Origin of the sequence: Streptomyces sp. NBC_00704 (assembly GCF_036226605.1) — a bacterium.
Lineage (GTDB): Bacteria > Actinomycetota > Actinomycetes > Streptomycetales > Streptomycetaceae > Streptomyces.
This window is the reverse complement of sequence record NZ_CP109000.1, coordinates 2,374,588-2,389,418: the sequence shown is the minus strand read 5'-3', so window position 1 is coordinate 2,389,418 and position 14,831 is coordinate 2,374,588. Positions and strand designations below refer to the sequence as shown.

13 protein-coding genes are annotated in these 14,831 nt (G+C 73.0%); 7 read left to right on the top strand and 6 right to left on the bottom strand.

The genetic code is table 11. The features are described 5' to 3' along the window. Window positions 1–17 precede the first annotated feature (17 nt). Together OG802_RS10545 and OG802_RS10540 are read right to left on the bottom strand one after the other, a co-directional pair. Complete coding sequence (locus OG802_RS10545) at window positions 18–1,709, bottom strand: alkaline phosphatase D family protein (RefSeq protein ID WP_329409392.1); 1,692 nt, start codon at window positions 1,707–1,709, stop codon at window positions 18–20. Between the two features lie 88 nt (window positions 1,710–1,797). Further along, window positions 1,798–2,442, bottom strand: coding sequence for an HNH endonuclease family protein (locus OG802_RS10540; RefSeq protein ID WP_329409390.1), 645 nt, complete (start codon window positions 2,440–2,442; stop codon window positions 1,798–1,800). Window positions 2,443–2,853: 411 nt separating this feature from the next. On the opposite strand from OG802_RS10540, the gene OG802_RS10535 reads away from it, so the two are divergent. Together OG802_RS10535 and OG802_RS10530 are read left to right on the top strand one after the other, a co-directional pair. Then, window positions 2,854–3,435 (top strand): TMEM165/GDT1 family protein, encoded by a 582-nt coding sequence (locus tag OG802_RS10535; protein ID WP_329409388.1) that lies wholly within the window; start codon window positions 2,854–2,856, stop codon window positions 3,433–3,435. 347 nt (window positions 3,436–3,782) lie between these two features. Further along, window positions 3,783–4,436 (top strand): HAD-IA family hydrolase, encoded by a 654-nt coding sequence (locus OG802_RS10530; RefSeq protein WP_329417017.1) that lies wholly within the window; start codon window positions 3,783–3,785, stop codon window positions 4,434–4,436. A 78-nt stretch (window positions 4,437–4,514) separates the two neighbouring features. Here OG802_RS10530 and OG802_RS10525 read toward each other — a convergent pair whose 3' ends face one another. Beyond that, complete coding sequence (locus OG802_RS10525) at window positions 4,515–5,891, bottom strand: peptidoglycan-binding domain-containing protein (protein ID WP_329409387.1); 1,377 nt, start codon at window positions 5,889–5,891, stop codon at window positions 4,515–4,517. 172 nt (window positions 5,892–6,063) lie between these two features. Here OG802_RS10525 and OG802_RS10520 point away from each other — a divergent pair, with 172 nt between their 5' ends. Beyond that, window positions 6,064–8,103, top strand: a complete 2,040-nt coding sequence (locus OG802_RS10520; RefSeq protein ID WP_329409386.1) for an MDR family MFS transporter — start codon at window positions 6,064–6,066, stop codon at window positions 8,101–8,103. 45 nt (window positions 8,104–8,148) lie between these two features. Here OG802_RS10520 and OG802_RS10515 read toward each other — a convergent pair whose 3' ends face one another. After that, the gene (locus OG802_RS10515; protein WP_329409384.1) at window positions 8,149–8,640 is read right to left on the bottom strand and encodes a GNAT family N-acetyltransferase; all 492 of its coding nucleotides are present in this window, start codon (window positions 8,638–8,640) and stop codon (window positions 8,149–8,151) included. A gap of 234 nt (window positions 8,641–8,874) precedes the next feature. On the opposite strand from OG802_RS10515, the gene OG802_RS10510 reads away from it, so the two are divergent. Next, a complete protein-coding gene (locus OG802_RS10510) occupies window positions 8,875–9,537 on the top strand; it encodes a hypothetical protein (RefSeq protein ID WP_329409382.1) in 663 nt (220 codons plus the stop codon). Between the two features lie 5 nt (window positions 9,538–9,542). Then, complete coding sequence (locus tag OG802_RS10505; protein WP_329409380.1) at window positions 9,543–10,418, top strand: hypothetical protein; 876 nt, start codon at window positions 9,543–9,545, stop codon at window positions 10,416–10,418. Between the two features lie 49 nt (window positions 10,419–10,467). On the opposite strand, the gene OG802_RS10500 is transcribed toward OG802_RS10505, so the two are convergent. Then, window positions 10,468–10,890, bottom strand: a complete 423-nt coding sequence (locus OG802_RS10500; protein ID WP_329409378.1) for a J-domain-containing protein — start codon at window positions 10,888–10,890, stop codon at window positions 10,468–10,470. 117 nt (window positions 10,891–11,007) lie between these two features. Between OG802_RS10500 and OG802_RS10495 the strand changes: the two genes are divergently transcribed. Further along, a complete protein-coding gene (locus OG802_RS10495) occupies window positions 11,008–11,394 on the top strand; it encodes a hypothetical protein (RefSeq protein WP_329409376.1) in 387 nt (128 codons plus the stop codon). 132 nt (window positions 11,395–11,526) lie between these two features. On the opposite strand, the gene OG802_RS10490 is transcribed toward OG802_RS10495, so the two are convergent. After that, window positions 11,527–12,198 (bottom strand): O-methyltransferase, encoded by a 672-nt coding sequence (locus OG802_RS10490; RefSeq protein ID WP_329409374.1) that lies wholly within the window; start codon window positions 12,196–12,198, stop codon window positions 11,527–11,529. A 512-nt stretch (window positions 12,199–12,710) separates the two neighbouring features. Between OG802_RS10490 and OG802_RS10485 the strand changes: the two genes are divergently transcribed. Continuing rightward, entirely contained in the window at window positions 12,711–14,825 is a 2,115-nt protein-coding gene (locus OG802_RS10485; protein ID WP_329409373.1) for a bifunctional glycosyltransferase 87/phosphatase PAP2 family protein, read from the top strand. Window positions 14,826–14,831 lie beyond the last annotated feature (6 nt).

Here is a 14,831-nt window from a genome sequence, read left to right as displayed (position 1 = left end):
GCCGCTATGGGGCCCAACTACCGTGGAGCCGAAGGTTTCTGACCATTCATCAGCAAAGGCCCCGGCCCGCGGGCTTCACCGGGGGTGAGGTCGGACTCCGTCACGGTCGCCAGACGGCCGTCCGCGCGGGCCTTCTCCAGCTTCAGGCGGGCCGAACGGCCGCGCACCGTCAGGGACATGAGCTGGTTGCCGAACCAGGGTCCGCCCGTCCTGCGCCAGCTGACGGGCGGCCGGGGGCAGCGGCCGTGTCTGCGCAGCCCGCGCCCGAGCGCACGGGCCGCCGCGCTCCACCCGAACCGGAAGCCCACCCGCATCGAGGCCGGGACGGAGTTGTGCACGGGGGAGCAGGTGAGCTGAAGCACCCGCGCGTCCGGGCCGGCGCCGTCGGGCCAGTGCGGCTCGGCCGCGTACGCGTGGTGGACGTCGCCGGACAGCACCAGCACGCTCGCGGGCGCCCGGCTTCCCGTGCCGACCTCGGTGATGAGGTCCGCCAGCGCCGTGAACGACTCCGGGAAGGCCGCCCAGTGTTCCAGGTCCGCCCCGCGCCGCAGCTTCTCCCCGAACCGGGCCCAGCGCGCCCCGCGCTCGCCCCGGCACAGGGCCGCGTCCCACTCCTCGGCGTCGTGCACCAGGTGCGGCAGCAGCCAGGGCAGGGAGGTGCCGATCAGGAGGTGGTCGTAGGAGCCGAGGCCGTCGAGGGCCTGTTCGCGCAGCCAGGTCTCCTCGCCGGGCTGGAGCATCGAGCGCGCGTCCTCGTCCAGCACGCGGGCGGCCCGGCTGTCGGCCATCAGCAGCCGCACCCGCCCGAAGTCGCGGCGGTAGCTCCACCGCACGGAGGCGGGGTCGGTGTCGGCGCGTCCGGCGAAGTCGCGCAGCAGGCCGGTGCCGTCGGCGGTCTCGCGCACGGCCGCGTAGAGCGGGTCGGCGGCGAGTTCGGCCGGGGTGAGGTTGCCGAGGTGCTGGTGCACCCAGTACGACATCAGGCCGCTCATCAGCCGCTCGTGCCACCAGGGCGTGTCCCGCATGTCGGCCAGCCACGAGGCGGAGGTGTTCCAGTCGTCGATGACGTCGTGATCGTCGAAGACCATGCAGGTGGGCACGGTGGACAGCAGCCAGCGCACCTCGGGGTCGAGCCAGGACTCGTAGTAGAGCCAGGTGTACTCCTCGTAGTCCGCGACCTGGGCTCCCGGCGCGTCGTCGAGCCCCCGGCGGGCGGCGATCCTCTCCTTGGTCGCGTCGGAGACCTCGTCGGCGTAGACCTGGTCGCCCAGCAGGAGCAGCACGTCGGGCCGCTCGCCCGTGGGGTCGGCGGCGAGCCGGGTGGCCAGGCTGTCCAGGGCGTCGGGACCGGCGGGGTCCTTGCCGCCGGCCGGGGGCGCCGCCCAGCGGCAGGACCCGAACGCGACGCGCACCTCGTCGGCGTCGTCGGCGAGGGTGCGGATCCGCGAGGGCGGGAAGCGGGAGCCGGGCGGCGGCCACACGGGGGCGTCGTCGAGGAACACCTCGTACGCGGTCTCGGCGCCCGGGGTGAGGCCGCCGACCTCGACGAGGGCGTAGTGGTGGCCCGCCACCTGGAAGGTCGCCGCTCTGCCGCCGGCGCCGTCGGCGCAGCGCACCTCGGCGGTGCACGGGCGGCTCGTCTCGACCCAGACGGTCGCCGTCGGGCCGTCGGCGTACCTCAGCAGTGGACCCAGCCGCAGTCCGGCCATGCGATCACCCTCCTCCGTCGCCCCGTACGGTACGGAACGACGGAGGTCCGCGGGAGGATCCCGGCGGCCGCGGCCCGGCCCGCTCCGGTCAGCAGTTGGCGAGGTAGCCCGTCAGCGCGCTCTTCTCGGCGGAGTCGACCGAGAGGCCGTAGTAGTACTTCACCTGCACCCAGGCGCGGACGTAGGTGCAGCGGTACGAGGTGAGGGACGGCATCCACTCGGCCGGGTCCTGGTCGCTCTTGGACTGGTTCACGTTGTCCGTGACGGCGAGGAGCTGCGGACGGGTGACGTCGTTGGCGAAGGACTGCCGCCGGGCGGTGGTCCAGGCGCTCGCCCCGGAGTCCCAGGCCTCGGCGAGCGGGACCAGGTGGTCGATGTCGAGGTCGGAGGCGGCGGTCCAGGTGGCTCCGTCGTAGGGGGAGTACCAGGTGCCGCTGGTGGCGGTGCAGGCGGAGTTGGTGACGACGTTCGAGCCGTCGCGCTTGAGGATGTACTCGCGCGTGTTGCAGGTGCCGCTGATGGTGATCCAGGTGGGGAAGAGGTCGCGGTTGTAGCCGGTGCGGTTCTCGGTCTTCACGCTGAGGGAGGCCAGGTAGGTCCGGGCGGTGGCGGCGCTGACCGGGGTGGGCAGGGCTGCGGAGGCGGTCGGGGCGGTGAAGAGCCCGACCGAGGCTATGAGACCGGTGAGGGCGGCGAGTACGCTCAGCCGTCCACGCGCGTAGAACTTCGACATGCGAACTCCGTTGGTGAGGCAGGGTGCTGAAGTGCGGGCAGGGGAATGCTCGCGCTCGCGCATTGCGGGGAGATGTGCGACCGGTTAGAAGCTAGTGACGCGAACATGACACGACAAGGTGTACGACGGAACGATCTCCGGGAACGGGCGTGCGAGCCGTCTCGTGGCCGTCTCGTACACTGGGGGACGCAGAAGGGGAGTAGCTCTTCGCCGGACCGTCGACACACTGCTCAGCTCGTCTGAGCCGGCGCCCGGAGGCAGACCCGTCGTACGGGCCGGCCAGCGAGACCTTCGGCAAGCAGTGCACATCCGTGCCGTACGGCACGGGTGACGTGTGCGCTGCCCTGCCGAGGCGTCTGGTGCGGAGCGTGCGGACTCTCGGTGGGGCGGCACCCGACCGATTGAGGAACCTTGATCAGCATCACCGTGACGGCGGTCGTCTTCGGCGTCGTCTTCCTGGCCGAGCTGCCGGACAAGACCGCCCTGGCCGGCCTCGTCCTGGGCACCCGCTACCGCGCCTCGTACGTCTTCGCCGGGGTCGCCGCGGCCTTCGCCCTGCACGTCGCGCTGGCCGTCGCGGCCGGCAGCGTCCTCACGCTGCTGCCGCAGCAGCTCGTGCACGCGCTGACCGGCGTCCTCTTCCTGGGCGGCGCGGCGGTCCTCCTGCTGAAGAAGGACGACGGCGAGGAGGAGATCCGGGGGCCCGGGGACCAGTCCTTCTGGAAGGTCGCGGGCGCGGGCTTCATGCTGATCCTGGTGGCCGAGTTCGGCGACCTCACCCAGATCATGACGGCGAACCTCGCCGCCCGCTACGACGACCCGCTCTCCGTCGGCCTCGGCGCGGTGCTCGCACTGTGGGCGGTGGCCGGACTCGGCATCGTCGGCGGAAAGGCGCTGATGAAGCGGGTGCCATTGAAGCTGATCACGCAGATCGCGGCGCTGCTGATGCTGGCCCTCGGCGTGTGGAGCCTGTGGGAGGCGGTCACCGGCTGAGCCGGACACGTACCGGGCCGGGCGTCGCGGCCGGTATGGGGGCGGATGCGGGCCCGGCGTCGCGGCCGGTATGGGGGCGGAGGCCGGGCGCGGCATCGGGGCGGACACCGGGCCCGGCGTCGGGGCGGACGTCTTTGGGCGTTCCCGCGTCCCCTGCGCCTCCCGCGTCCCCTGCGCCTCCTCGCGCCTCCCGCTCCTCCTCGCGCCTCCCGCTCCTCCCGCGCCTCCCGGTCGGGGTGGCGTCGGGGCGGCATTGTTTTGTACCGTGGGAAAACAAAGTGGCTCCCGCTCGTTTTCCCTGACCGGCGGGCGGGGCCGCCTTGTCCCCTACGCACCTGGAGCTGCTGATGCCGGCCCTGACCGCCCGCGCCCTCCTGCTCGACATGGACGGCACGCTCGTGAACTCCGACGCCGTCGTCGAACGGATCTGGCGGCGCTGGGCCGACGCGCACGGGCTCGACGGCGACGAGGTCATGAAGGTCGTCCACGGCCGGCAGGGCCACGCCTCGATGGCGGTGCTGCTGCCCGGCCGTCCTGTGCGTCTGAACCACGCGGACAACGCGCGCATGCTGGCCGAGGAGACCGCCGACATGGACGGCGTCGTCCCGGTGCCCGGCGCGCCGGAGTTCCTCGCCTCGCTGCGGGGCGTCCCGCACGCCCTGGTCACCTCGGCGGACGTCGCGCTGTCCACGGCCCGTATGGCCGCGGCCGGGCTGGACCTGCCCGACGTGCGGATCACCGCCGAGTCGGTCGGCGCGAGCAAGCCGGACCCCGAGGGCTTCCTCAAGGGCGCCGCCGAACTGGGGATCGCCCCGGCGGACTGCGTCGTGTTCGAGGACTCCGGGGCGGGCATCGCGGCCGGACACGCCGCCGGAATGCGGGTCGTCGGCGTCGGTCCCCGCGCGGCGGCGCACGCTCCGGACGTGCTCGTGCGCGATCTGCGCCAGGTGCGCGTGGAGCGACTGGCGGACGGCGTCCGCATCGACGTCCGCACTGCCTGAGGGCGCACCGTCCGCCGCACGAACTGACCGGGAGGCCGGGCGAGCGGCTCGCGGTGCGCTGACTCGCGGGGCCGCGGTTCAGGGTGTGTTCGTCTCCGACTCCAGGGCCTTGCGGGTCGCCGGGCCGTAGACGCCCAGGCCGTCCGACGTCGTCCCCCGGGACCACTGGTAGTTGCGCAGGGCGTCCTCGACCTCCCCGCTGAACGTGCCGTCGGCCTGCCCGTTGTAGAGGTACAGCTGACGCAGCCGCAGCTGGAGTTCGGTCACCTCGGCGCCCTTGTCGCCGCGCCGCAGGACGGCGGTGTCGGCCGGGGCGTCCGGCGCGTGGTCGCCCCCCTTGCCGGGCGCCAGGGAGGCGCTCGTGCCGGCGGTCGGCGTGGGGCTGGGGGCGTCGGCGGACGGGGAGGCCGAGGGCGAGGCGCTCGCCGCCGAAGGGGAGGGCGAGGGGCTCGCGCTCTCGGAGGGCGACGCCGAGGACTCGGACGGCGACGCGGAAGCGGAGGGGCTCGCCGAGGGCGAGCCGGACGCCGTCTCGGTCGAGGTGTCGGGCACGGCGGCCCGCACGTCCTCGGAGACGGCCCGGTCGCGCGTGGGCTTCTCGTAGGAGAACAGCCCGGTCGCGAACCCGGCGGCCGCCACCACGCCCACCGCGGCGGCGGCCGTGGCGATCAGCAGGGTGCGTCGGCGGCGCGAGCCGCGCGGTTCCTCGTCCTGCGGGTCCCCGGGTCCGACGTCCACCGCGTCGAACAGGCTCAGGTCGCCGGCGGCGGGCTCGGACGCGGACGCGTTCAGCGGTGCGCCGAGTGGCGCGTCGCCCGGCGCATCGCCCGGCGCGTTCAGCGGTGCGGGCAGCGCCGTCGTCGCGTCGAACCCGGAACCGCCGTGGGCGACGGCGGGCAGCCGCACGGTCGCGTCGGCGGGAACCGCCCGCAGCGGCATGGTGACGTCGGCGCCGGAAGCCGCGCCCGTACCCGCGCCGGAAGCCGCACCCGTACCCGCGCCCGTACCCGCGCCGGAAGCCGCACCCGTTCCCGCGCCGGAAGCCGCACCCGTACCCGCGCCCGTACCCGCGCCGGAAGCCGCACCCGTTCCCGCGCCGGAAGCCGCACCCGTTCCCGCGCCGGTCGACGCATCCGTTCCCGCGCCGGTCGACGCATCCGTGCCCGCGCCCGTACCTGTTCCCGCGCCCGTTCCTGTCCCCGTGCCCGTACTCGCGGCCGTGCCCGGTCCGGGGGGTGAGTCCGAGTCGTCCAGTTCCACGTACGGCCGTATCCGCAGCGGATCGAAGTCCTCCGCCGCTGCCGCCTCCGCCGTGCGCGTGTCGCGCAGGGCCTCGGAGGCGCGCCGGGCACAGGCGCAGGACGGGGTGTTGTCGGCCGCCCGGAGCGCTCCGCACTCCGGGCACGGCAGTCCCTGCCGCCCCGCTCGCCCCTGCTGTCCCGTCGGATCGCTCACGTGTTCGTTCCTCCCCGTTCAAACTTCAGAGATTATGCAGATCCTCTCCACAAGCGATCGCCCGTGGCCCCCGGAATGTCGGAATCCGTCAGAATCCAGGAGGACTACAAGAGGCCATAACGGGTCACACCGATCACGATGGAGAGGGTCACCAGAGCCCCAGGAGGCATCCATGGCCTTGGACGCGCACAGCAGGACGGCGGATCCACGTCAGGAACACGTGTCCGGAAACGTCCTCGTCTCGATCGGCGCCCTGCTGCTGGGCATGCTCCTCGCCGCCCTCGACCAGACGATCGTGTCGACCGCCCTGCCGACGATCGTCAGCGACCTCGGTGGTATGGAGCACCTGTCGTGGGTGGTCACCGCGTACATGCTGGCGTCGACGGCCGCGACGCCGCTGTGGGGCAAACTGGGTGACCAGTACGGGCGCAAGAGGCTGTTCCAGATCGCGATCGTCATCTTCCTCATCGGATCGGCGCTGTGCGGAATGGCGCAGAACATGCCCGAGCTGATCGCCTTCCGGGCCGTCCAGGGACTGGGCGGCGGCGGCCTGATGGTGCTGTCGATGGCGATCGTCGGCGACATCGTCCCGCCGCGCGACCGCGGCCGCTACCAGGGCCTGTTCGGCGCGGTGTTCGGCGCGACCAGCGTCCTGGGCCCGCTGCTCGGCGGCCTGTTCACCGAACACCTCAGCTGGCGCTGGGTCTTCTACGTCAACCTGCCCGTCGGCGTCGTCGCGCTCGTCGTGATCGCGGCGGTGCTCCACACCCCGCGCAAGTCGACCCGGCACGTCATCGACTATCTCGGCACCTTCCTCATCGCCTCCGTCGCCACCTGCCTCGTGCTGGTGGCCTCCCTCGGCGGCACCACCTGGGACTGGTCCTCGCCGCAGATCATCGGGCTGGCGGTCCTCGGCGTGTTGCTGGCCGTGGCGTTCGTCGCCGTCGAACGGCGGGCGGCCGAACCCGTCCTCCCGCTCAAGCTGTTCGGCATCCGCACCTTCACGCTCTCCGCCGTCATCAGCTTCATCGTCGGCTTCGCGATGTTCGGCGCGATGACCTACCTGCCGACGTTCCTGCAAGTCGTGCAGGGCGTCTCGCCGACCATGTCCGGCGTGCACATGCTGCCCATGGTGGCGGGCATGCTGCTGTCGTCCACGGGCTCCGGGCAGATCGTCAGCCGCACCGGCCGCTGGAAGGTGTTCCCGGTCGCGGGCACCGCGGTCACCACCGTCGGCCTGCTCCTGCTGCACCGGCTCGACGAGCACAGCTCCACCGCCGAGATGAGCCTCTGCTTCTTCGTGTTCGGCCTCGGCCTCGGCCTGGTCATGCAGGTGCTGGTGCTGATCGTGCAGAACGCCGTCGCCTACGAGGACCTCGGCGTCGCCACCTCCGGCGCGACGTTCTTCCGCTCCATCGGGGCCTCCTTCGGCGTCGCCATCTTCGGCACCGTCTTCGCGAGCCGCCTCGCCGACAAGCTCGCGGACGCCTTCCGCGGCGTCCGGCTCCCGCCCGGCGTCTCGGCGGGCACGCTGGAATCCGACCCGCGGGGCATCGCCGCCCTGCCGTCCGACCTGCGCCCGCGCGTCCTGCACGCGTACGCCGCGTCCATCACCGACGTCTTCCTGTACGCGGCCCCGGTCGCGTTCCTGGGCTTCGTCCTGGCCTGGTTCCTGCGGGAGGACCCGCTGCGCGGCTCGGTCACCGCGCCCGACGTGACCGAGACCCTCGCCAGCAACCCCGTCGAACGCTCCTCGTACGACGAGGTGTGCCGGGCGCTGTCCGCCCTCGGCACCCACGAGGGCCGCCGCGAGGTCTACCGGAAGATCACCGCGCGGGCCGGTTACGACCTCCTCCCGGCCGCGAGCTGGCTGCTGCTGCGCATCAAGCGGTACGGCAGCGTGGAGCCGTCGATGCTGGCCGAGCGCAGCACCGTCCCGCTGCGGGTGATCATGGAGGCTGCCCGGCAGATCGAGGAGCGCCGCCTCGCCGTGCGCGACGGCCTCGGCATGATCCTGACCGCCGAGGGCCGCGAGGTCGCCGAACGGCTCGGCGAGGTCCGCGAGGAGTCGCTGGCCGAACTGCTCGGCGACTGGTGGGGCCCGGACCGGCCCACCGACCTCGTCCAGCTGGTCAAGGAACTCAACGGCGAGCTGTGCGGCTCGGACCGGGAACAGCCGCACGACGCACGGCCGGCGCCCCGGGTCAGGTGACGCCGCGGGTCGGATGACGCCCCGGGTCAGGTGACGCCCCCCGATTCAGGTGAGCCGCCGGGCGAACCAGTGGTCGGCGTACGGCTCGTCGTTGTGCGCGTCGGTCTCCTCGTAACCGAGCCGGGCGTACAGGGCACGGGCCTCGACCAGGTCGCCGCGCGTGTCCAGCACCATCCGCGTGGCGCCGAACGCGCGAGCGGCGTCCTCGGCGGCCCGGACGAGCAGCGCCGCGCCGCCCTTGCCGCGCAGCCCCTCCCGCACGAACACCCGCTTCAGCTCGGCGGTTCCGTCCGGCAGCAGCCGCACCCCGGCACAGCCGCCCGGCTCGCCGTCATACCGTCCCACGACCAACTGCCCCCGCGGAGGCGTGAGTTCGTCCCAGCTCTGGGCGGCGATCTCCCGCTCCAGCTCGGCCGGATCGGTGCGGCGGCCCTCGTGGAGCAGATACCAGCGGTCGCTGACCTCGGTGTAGTAGTCCCGCCACAGCGCTGCGGCGACGGGGGAGTCGAACGGTTCCGGGGCGACGGTCCAGGTCATCCGCTCATTCTGCGACGACGGCCCGCCCGCCCGGCAACCCGATATCCACGGCCGACCGGACCGCCGGAACCTCCCGAATCACCTGGCCCGGACCGCCCGAAGCACCTGGCCCGGCTGGGTCGTCCGGCGTGACGGCCGGACCGGCGGGCGGCCGTGCCCGCCGTTTACGCCATCGGGTTGCGGCAACCCGATGGAAGAACCGGCCCGTGGGGCCGACACACCGGAAGGCAAGGCATGTCCACAGGAGTGATCATCGCTCTGATCGTGGTCGTGGCGGCCCTCGTCGCCGTCGCGGCCGTCCTGGTCGTGAGGGCCCGCGGCTCGCACGGCGGACACGGTCTGAAGCGCCGATTCGGACCCGAGTACGACCGGGCCGTGGCCCGCCACGACGGAGACGTCAAGGCCGCTGAGCGTGAACTCGGCGCTCTCGTCGAACGGCACGGCGGACTGCGCGAGCGGCCGCTGGAGCCCGCCGAGCGCGAGCGCTTCGAAGCCCGCTGGACGGCGGCGCAGGAGCGGTTCGTCGACTCGCCCCGCGAGGCCGTCGTCGAGGCCGACCGGCTGCTCGCCGAGGTGGCAGGCGCCCGCGGCTTCCCGGCCGGCGACCAGTACGAGGAGCAGGTCGCCGCCCTCTCCGTCCACCACGCGAACCACGTCCAGGGCTACCGGCGCGTCCACCGCGTCGTCCGGACCTCCGACGGCGGCGCGCCCGACACGGAGGACATGCGTTCCGCCCTGGTGGAGGCGCGCGCCCTGTTCGACGACCTGATCTCGACGTCCGGCCGTGACTTCGGCCGTGACTCCGACCGCCACCGCGCCCAGGAACCGGCGACCCGGGACCGCTCCGGACACCGTCCGCAGCTGGGCTTCCACCGGCACCAGACGAAGGAGGGCTGACCGTCATGTCCGACCTGACACCTGACAGGGGCGTGAGCGGCGACGACCGCCGCTCGGCCGACGACCGTGCCAAGTCCGCGCGAACCGGCCGAGCCGTCCTGCCCGGAGAGGTCGTCCTGCCGCTCGACAAGGACCGGTCGACGACCGGTCACCGCGGCGACGGCACGGCGGCCGAGCCCGGCACCGCGAACCACGGACACACCGCGCCGGACCCGACGGCCGCCACCGGGAACACGGACGTAGCGGGCACGACCGGCACAGCAGGTTCGGCGGGCACCCCAGGCACGGCGGGCGCCGCCGCTCCGACGGGTGCGAAGCCCGTGCCGCTCAGCCCCGAAACGGTCACGAACGCCCGAACCGGCACCAGCCCAGGCACCGGCACCGGCCCCGGCACCGGACTCGGCACCGGACTCGGCTCCCCCACCGGAACCGGCGACCGGAGCGAGGCCGGGCGCACCTCAGCCTCCGGAACTGCGGTCCCCCCGATCACGGCCCCCACCACCGGCCCGTCCTCCTCCGTCGAGCGGACGGCCCATGCGGGGACGTCCGGCGGGCACGAGAGCGCGCACAACGAGCGTGCGTCCCTGTTCCCGGACGAGGAGTGCGACCGGATCTCCGCCCGGATGCGGCAGGCGGTCGTCGGGTTCGTCGACGGTCCGCGCGACGCGGTGGCGGAGGCGGACGAGGTGCTGGAGGAACTCGCCGCGCGCCTGACGGACGTCGTGGACCGGCGACGCCGCACCCTGCGCGGTGCCTGGCACCAGCCGGAGGGCGGCGGCAAGGACAAGGCCGCCTCGGCCGCGACCGCCGTCGACACCGAACAACTCCGCCTGGCCCTGCGGGACTACCGCGAACTGACCGAGCGGCTCCTGCACCTCTGAAACCGGCCGCCCGCCCGGTCCCGGCCCATTGGGCCGACCCGTCGACCCGTCAGCCCTCCGCACCCTCAGCCGTCGCCCGGCGCTCCCGCCATTCCCGTACGACCGCTTCCACGTCGTACGGCTTCATGCCCAGCGGGGGCCCGGGCGGCGGCTTGAACATCATGTCGCGCAGCTTGACGTTGACGTCCGTGACGATCTTCCGGACGATCCGCTCCGAGGGCGCCGCGTAGGCCGCCGCGAGCGCGTCCTCCGCCTCCTTGCGCAGGGCGAGAGCCGGCGGCAGCACGGACAGGCCCTCGCGGGCCATCTTCCGTCTGATCCACCACAGTTCGTCGTACGGCGTTTCCAGTTCCGCAGGCAACGGCTTGCCCGCGCCCGGCAGTTGATCGAACTCGCCGCGCTGTTCCGCGTCCCGGATCTGCTTGTCGACCCAGGACTCGAACGGAACGCCCGGTGGCTTTCGCTCGGTCATGCGTCCATTGTGCCGGACGCGATGTGCCCGGGCGATTTATCATGCGGCCGCTGCACAAACACATTCGGGACCCAGGACGCCGACAGGCATGCCGAGGAAATCTCAAGGGGAGCGCACGTGCTCGAACTGACCATGGCCACCGTCTCCGGGACGGAAGAGGGCGCCACGGCCGGCATGCTCATGGCCGACTCGCCCAGCGACCCGGGCGCCGTGCTGCGGGTGGGCAGGGACAGGTCCGTGTGCCGCCTCGCCACACCCGAGGACTGGCTGTTCGTCTCGCGCGTGCACCTGGAGTTCCTGTGCGGGCCCGACGGCGCCTGGCAGGTCTCGTGGCTGCGCGGCTCGCAGGACGAACCGTCCTCCGAGGTGCGCCTGGTGATCGGGCAGTACACGCAGTCGCTCGTGTACGGCGGAACGCTGCCGCTGGCGGGCTCCGGCGAGATCATCGTGTACGACCGCACCGGACCGCGCAGCGTCAACGTCGGCTTCTACCACGAGGCCTGAGCCCCGGCACGAGGCCTGAGCCGCGGCAGCACGAGGCTTGAGCCCCGGCACGAGGCCTGAGCCTCGGCAGCACGAGGCCTGAGCCCCGGCACGATGCCCGAGGCCTGAGCCGCGGCGAGAGCCTGCGTGGGGCTACGCCAGGACGCGCGCCAGCGCGAAACCGTCGTAGCCCTTGGTCCCCACCGTCTGGATCGCGGTGCCGCTCAGCCTCGGGTGCGTCGCGATCAGGTCGATCGCGGCGCGGGTGCCCAGGACGTCCGCGGCGTCGCTGTCGGCGTCCACCACCCGGCCGCCCCGCACGACGTTGTCGAGGACGATCAGACTGCCCGCGCTCGTGAGCCTCAGCGCCCACTCCATGTAGGAGGCGTTGTTGGTCTTGTCGGCGTCGATGAACACGAGGTCGAACGGGGGCGGGTTCTCGTCGGCCAGCAGCGGCAGCGATTCCAGGGCCGCGCCGACCCGCACCTCGACCAGCTTGTCGAGACCGGCACGGGCGATGTTGCGGGTGGCCACCTCGGCGTGCCGGGGGTCGTACTCCAGCGAGACCAGGCGGCCGTCGGGGGGCAGTGCGCGGGCCAGCCAGATCGTGCTGTAGCCGCCGAGCGTGCCGATCTCCAGGATCGACCGGGCCCCCTGGATCTCCGCGAGCAACTGGAGCAGCTTGCCCTGGTTCGCCGTGACGCTGATCGCCGGCAGACCGGCGGCGTCGCTCTCCCGCAGAGCGGCGGCCGTGATCTCGTCGTCCGGGGCCAGGCGGTCGGTGAAGTAGGCGTCGACGGCGTCCCAGGCCTGCGACTCGCTCATGTTCTGCCTCTCGTGTCCTGTGGTTCCTGTCGATCCTGTCGTTCCTGCTCGCATCTCTAGTTAGGGATGCTAACTACTCATGTCAACGGCACGGCCGCCGCACCGGTTCCTTCCGGCCGCGCCGCACGGCCCTGCGGGGCGCGATTCAGCCATTCGGCCCAGGAAGCGCGAGGAACCCGGAAGGCGCGCCGTCACCCCCGTCGGGGAGGGAGGGCGATCGCGACGCAGGGTGAGGGACGTGGGGCGCGGGGTGAGGGGTGCGGGGCCGGGGTGCGGGGCGCGGGATGCGGGCGTGGATCGCGTGCGGGCCGCGCGCCGGATCCCGCCCCTCGTGGAAGCGGTCCCTCTCGGTACGGACTATCGTCTTCCGGACAAAAGGCGGGCCGACGGCAGGTGACGCACGGCTCGCCCGCGTCTGTGCCAGGAGACGCCGCCGAGCCGTGTCCACGGCTGTGTTCGGCGGCCCCGGCGCACGAAACGCGTGACACGAACGAGGCGGAGGCCGACGAAGCGTGGCGAATGCGGAGCACAGCGGGGGGACGGCGGGGACCTTCGGGGACACGGGGCTCGACACGGCGAGAGCGCGCCTGCGCGCGGCCCGCCTCGGCCTGTGGCTCCTGGCGGCGGCCCTCGCCGTACGCCAGGTGGCCGCCTTCCTCGGCACCCCGCGCGCGGAACGGCTGACGGACCTGGAGGCCTGGGCCGGACCCGACGGCGTACTGCACGTCAACGGCTCGCTCTACGCGTCGACCCGCTTCACCGGCACCCCCTTCACCGGGCTCGTCCTCAAGCCCCTCACCAGGGCCGCCGAACAAGCCCTCGGCTGGGGCTGGACCTTCGGCACCCTGCTGCTGGTGGCCGCCCTCGCCGTGGTCCTGGCCCGCTCCCTGCCCCGGCCGGCCGGCAGACGGACGGAGCTGCTGGCCGCGCCCGTCGCGGCCAGTCTGCTGATGCTCTCCCTGCCGGTGCGCAACACGTTCTGGCTGGGCCAGACCAGCATCCTCCCCGTCCTCCTCGTCCTGCTCGGCTGCCTCGTCGTACGCGACCGGCGGGCCGCCGGCGTCCTGATCGGGGTGGCCGCCGCCCTCCAGCCCACGGTGCTCCTCTTCACCGCCCTGCTGTGGTTCACCGGCCGCCGCCGGACCGCGGCGGCCGCCGGCGCGACCTTCGCCGTCGGGACGGCGCTCGCCTGGGCGGCGATGCCGCACGATTCGTACGTGTACTGGGTGCACCACCTGGCGGGGGCCGGGCTCGGCGGCGAGGCCGACGCGCTCGCCAACCAGTCCCTGCACGGCGCCCTGCTGCGCCTCGGCCTCACCGGCCCGCTGGAGATCGGCCTGTTCCTGTTCCTGGGCGCGGCCGTCGCCGCCCTGGGCGTGCGCCGGGCGGTCCGTTACGCCCGGGACGGCCAGCTGCTGCTCGCGGTCGCCCTCACCGGCTGCGCGGCGATCGTCGTCTCGCCCACGACCTGGCAGCACCAGCTGCTGTGGGTGCTGCCGACCCTCGTCGGCCGGGTCGGCAGGCGCGCCTCCGACCGCTACGTCTGGCCGGTGGCCGTCGTCCTGGTGACGACCCTCCCGACCACCATGCTGCTCCCGCACATGGAGTCCCTCTACCCCCTGCGCGACAACGCGGTGCTGCTCCTCGCGCTCGCCGCGGCGACCGTCGTCCCGTTCCTGCCGCGGACCTCCCCCCACTACCGCGCGCCGATCCCCACGCAGTGCGCCGAACCGGTCCCCGCCCGCTGGAAGCACGTCCCGCTGCTGCCGTTCCTCAAACGCGTGCTCACCCGCCCCAACCTGCTGCTGGAGCTTCTGCTGCTGCGCGTGACGTACGCGGCGTACCAGCAGGTGCGGCTCGCGGCGACCGGCGGCACCAACTCCGGCGGCCGGGCCCGGGCGGAGGTACACGGCCACGACGTCCTCGCCCTCGAACGGCTTCTGCACATCGACGTCGAACGATCCGTCAACCACTGGGTGGTCGGCGTCACCTGGCTGCGCGACTTCTTCGACTTCTACTACAGCTCCCTGCACTTCGTCGTCCCGCTGACCGTCCTCGGCGTCCTGTACTGGCGCCGCCCGGTCGACTACCGCTGGGCCCGCTCGTCCCTGGGCTTCGCGACCCTGCTCGCCCTGGCCGGCTTCTGGCTCTACCCGCTGGCCCCGCCGCGCCTGCTGCCGAACCTGGGCGTCATCGACACCGTCCACGGCGTCCAGGACTTCTCCAAGCCGGACTACGGCACGCTCACCTCGCTCACCAACCAGTACGCGGCGATGCCCTCCCTGCACTTCGGCTGGTCCCTGTGGTGCGGCCTGGTCATCGCGATCGTCGCCCGCAACCGGTGGACGAAGTCCCTGGGCCTGCTGCACCCTCTCTTCACCGTCTCGGCCATCGTGGCCACCGGCAACCACTGGGTCCTGGACGCGGTGGGCGGCGCGGCGGTGGTATGCGCGGGCTTCGCCCTGTCATACGTCCTGATGGGCCCCCGCCCCCACACCGCCAACCCGGCAACGACGACGACAACCCGGAACCCCCCGGAACCACCGACACCCCCGAAGCCGTCACCCTCCAGGGCGTCGGCATCGGCCTCGACCCCGACACCGACAAGGAACTCGACAGCGCGCTGACCGAAC

Excerpts from the sequence above, each read along its gene's own strand:
- OG802_RS10545 (WP_329409392.1), bottom strand. The coding sequence starts at position 1,709 with ATGGCCGGACTGCGGCTGGGTCCACTGCTGAGGTACGCCGACGGCCCG.
- OG802_RS10540 (WP_329409390.1), bottom strand. The coding sequence starts at position 2,442 with ATGTCGAAGTTCTACGCGCGTGGACGGCTGAGCGTACTCGCCGCCCTC.
- OG802_RS10530 (WP_329417017.1), top strand. The coding sequence starts at position 3,783 with ATGCCGGCCCTGACCGCCCGCGCCCTCCTGCTCGACATGGACGGCACG.
- OG802_RS10520 (WP_329409386.1), top strand. The coding sequence starts at position 6,064 with ATGGCCTTGGACGCGCACAGCAGGACGGCGGATCCACGTCAGGAACAC.
- OG802_RS10515 (WP_329409384.1), bottom strand. The coding sequence starts at position 8,640 with ATGACCTGGACCGTCGCCCCGGAACCGTTCGACTCCCCCGTCGCCGCA.
- OG802_RS10510 (WP_329409382.1), top strand. The coding sequence starts at position 8,875 with ATGTCCACAGGAGTGATCATCGCTCTGATCGTGGTCGTGGCGGCCCTC.
- OG802_RS10505 (WP_329409380.1), top strand. The coding sequence starts at position 9,543 with ATGTCCGACCTGACACCTGACAGGGGCGTGAGCGGCGACGACCGCCGC.
- OG802_RS10500 (WP_329409378.1), bottom strand. The coding sequence starts at position 10,890 with ATGACCGAGCGAAAGCCACCGGGCGTTCCGTTCGAGTCCTGGGTCGAC.
- OG802_RS10490 (WP_329409374.1), bottom strand. The coding sequence starts at position 12,198 with ATGAGCGAGTCGCAGGCCTGGGACGCCGTCGACGCCTACTTCACCGAC.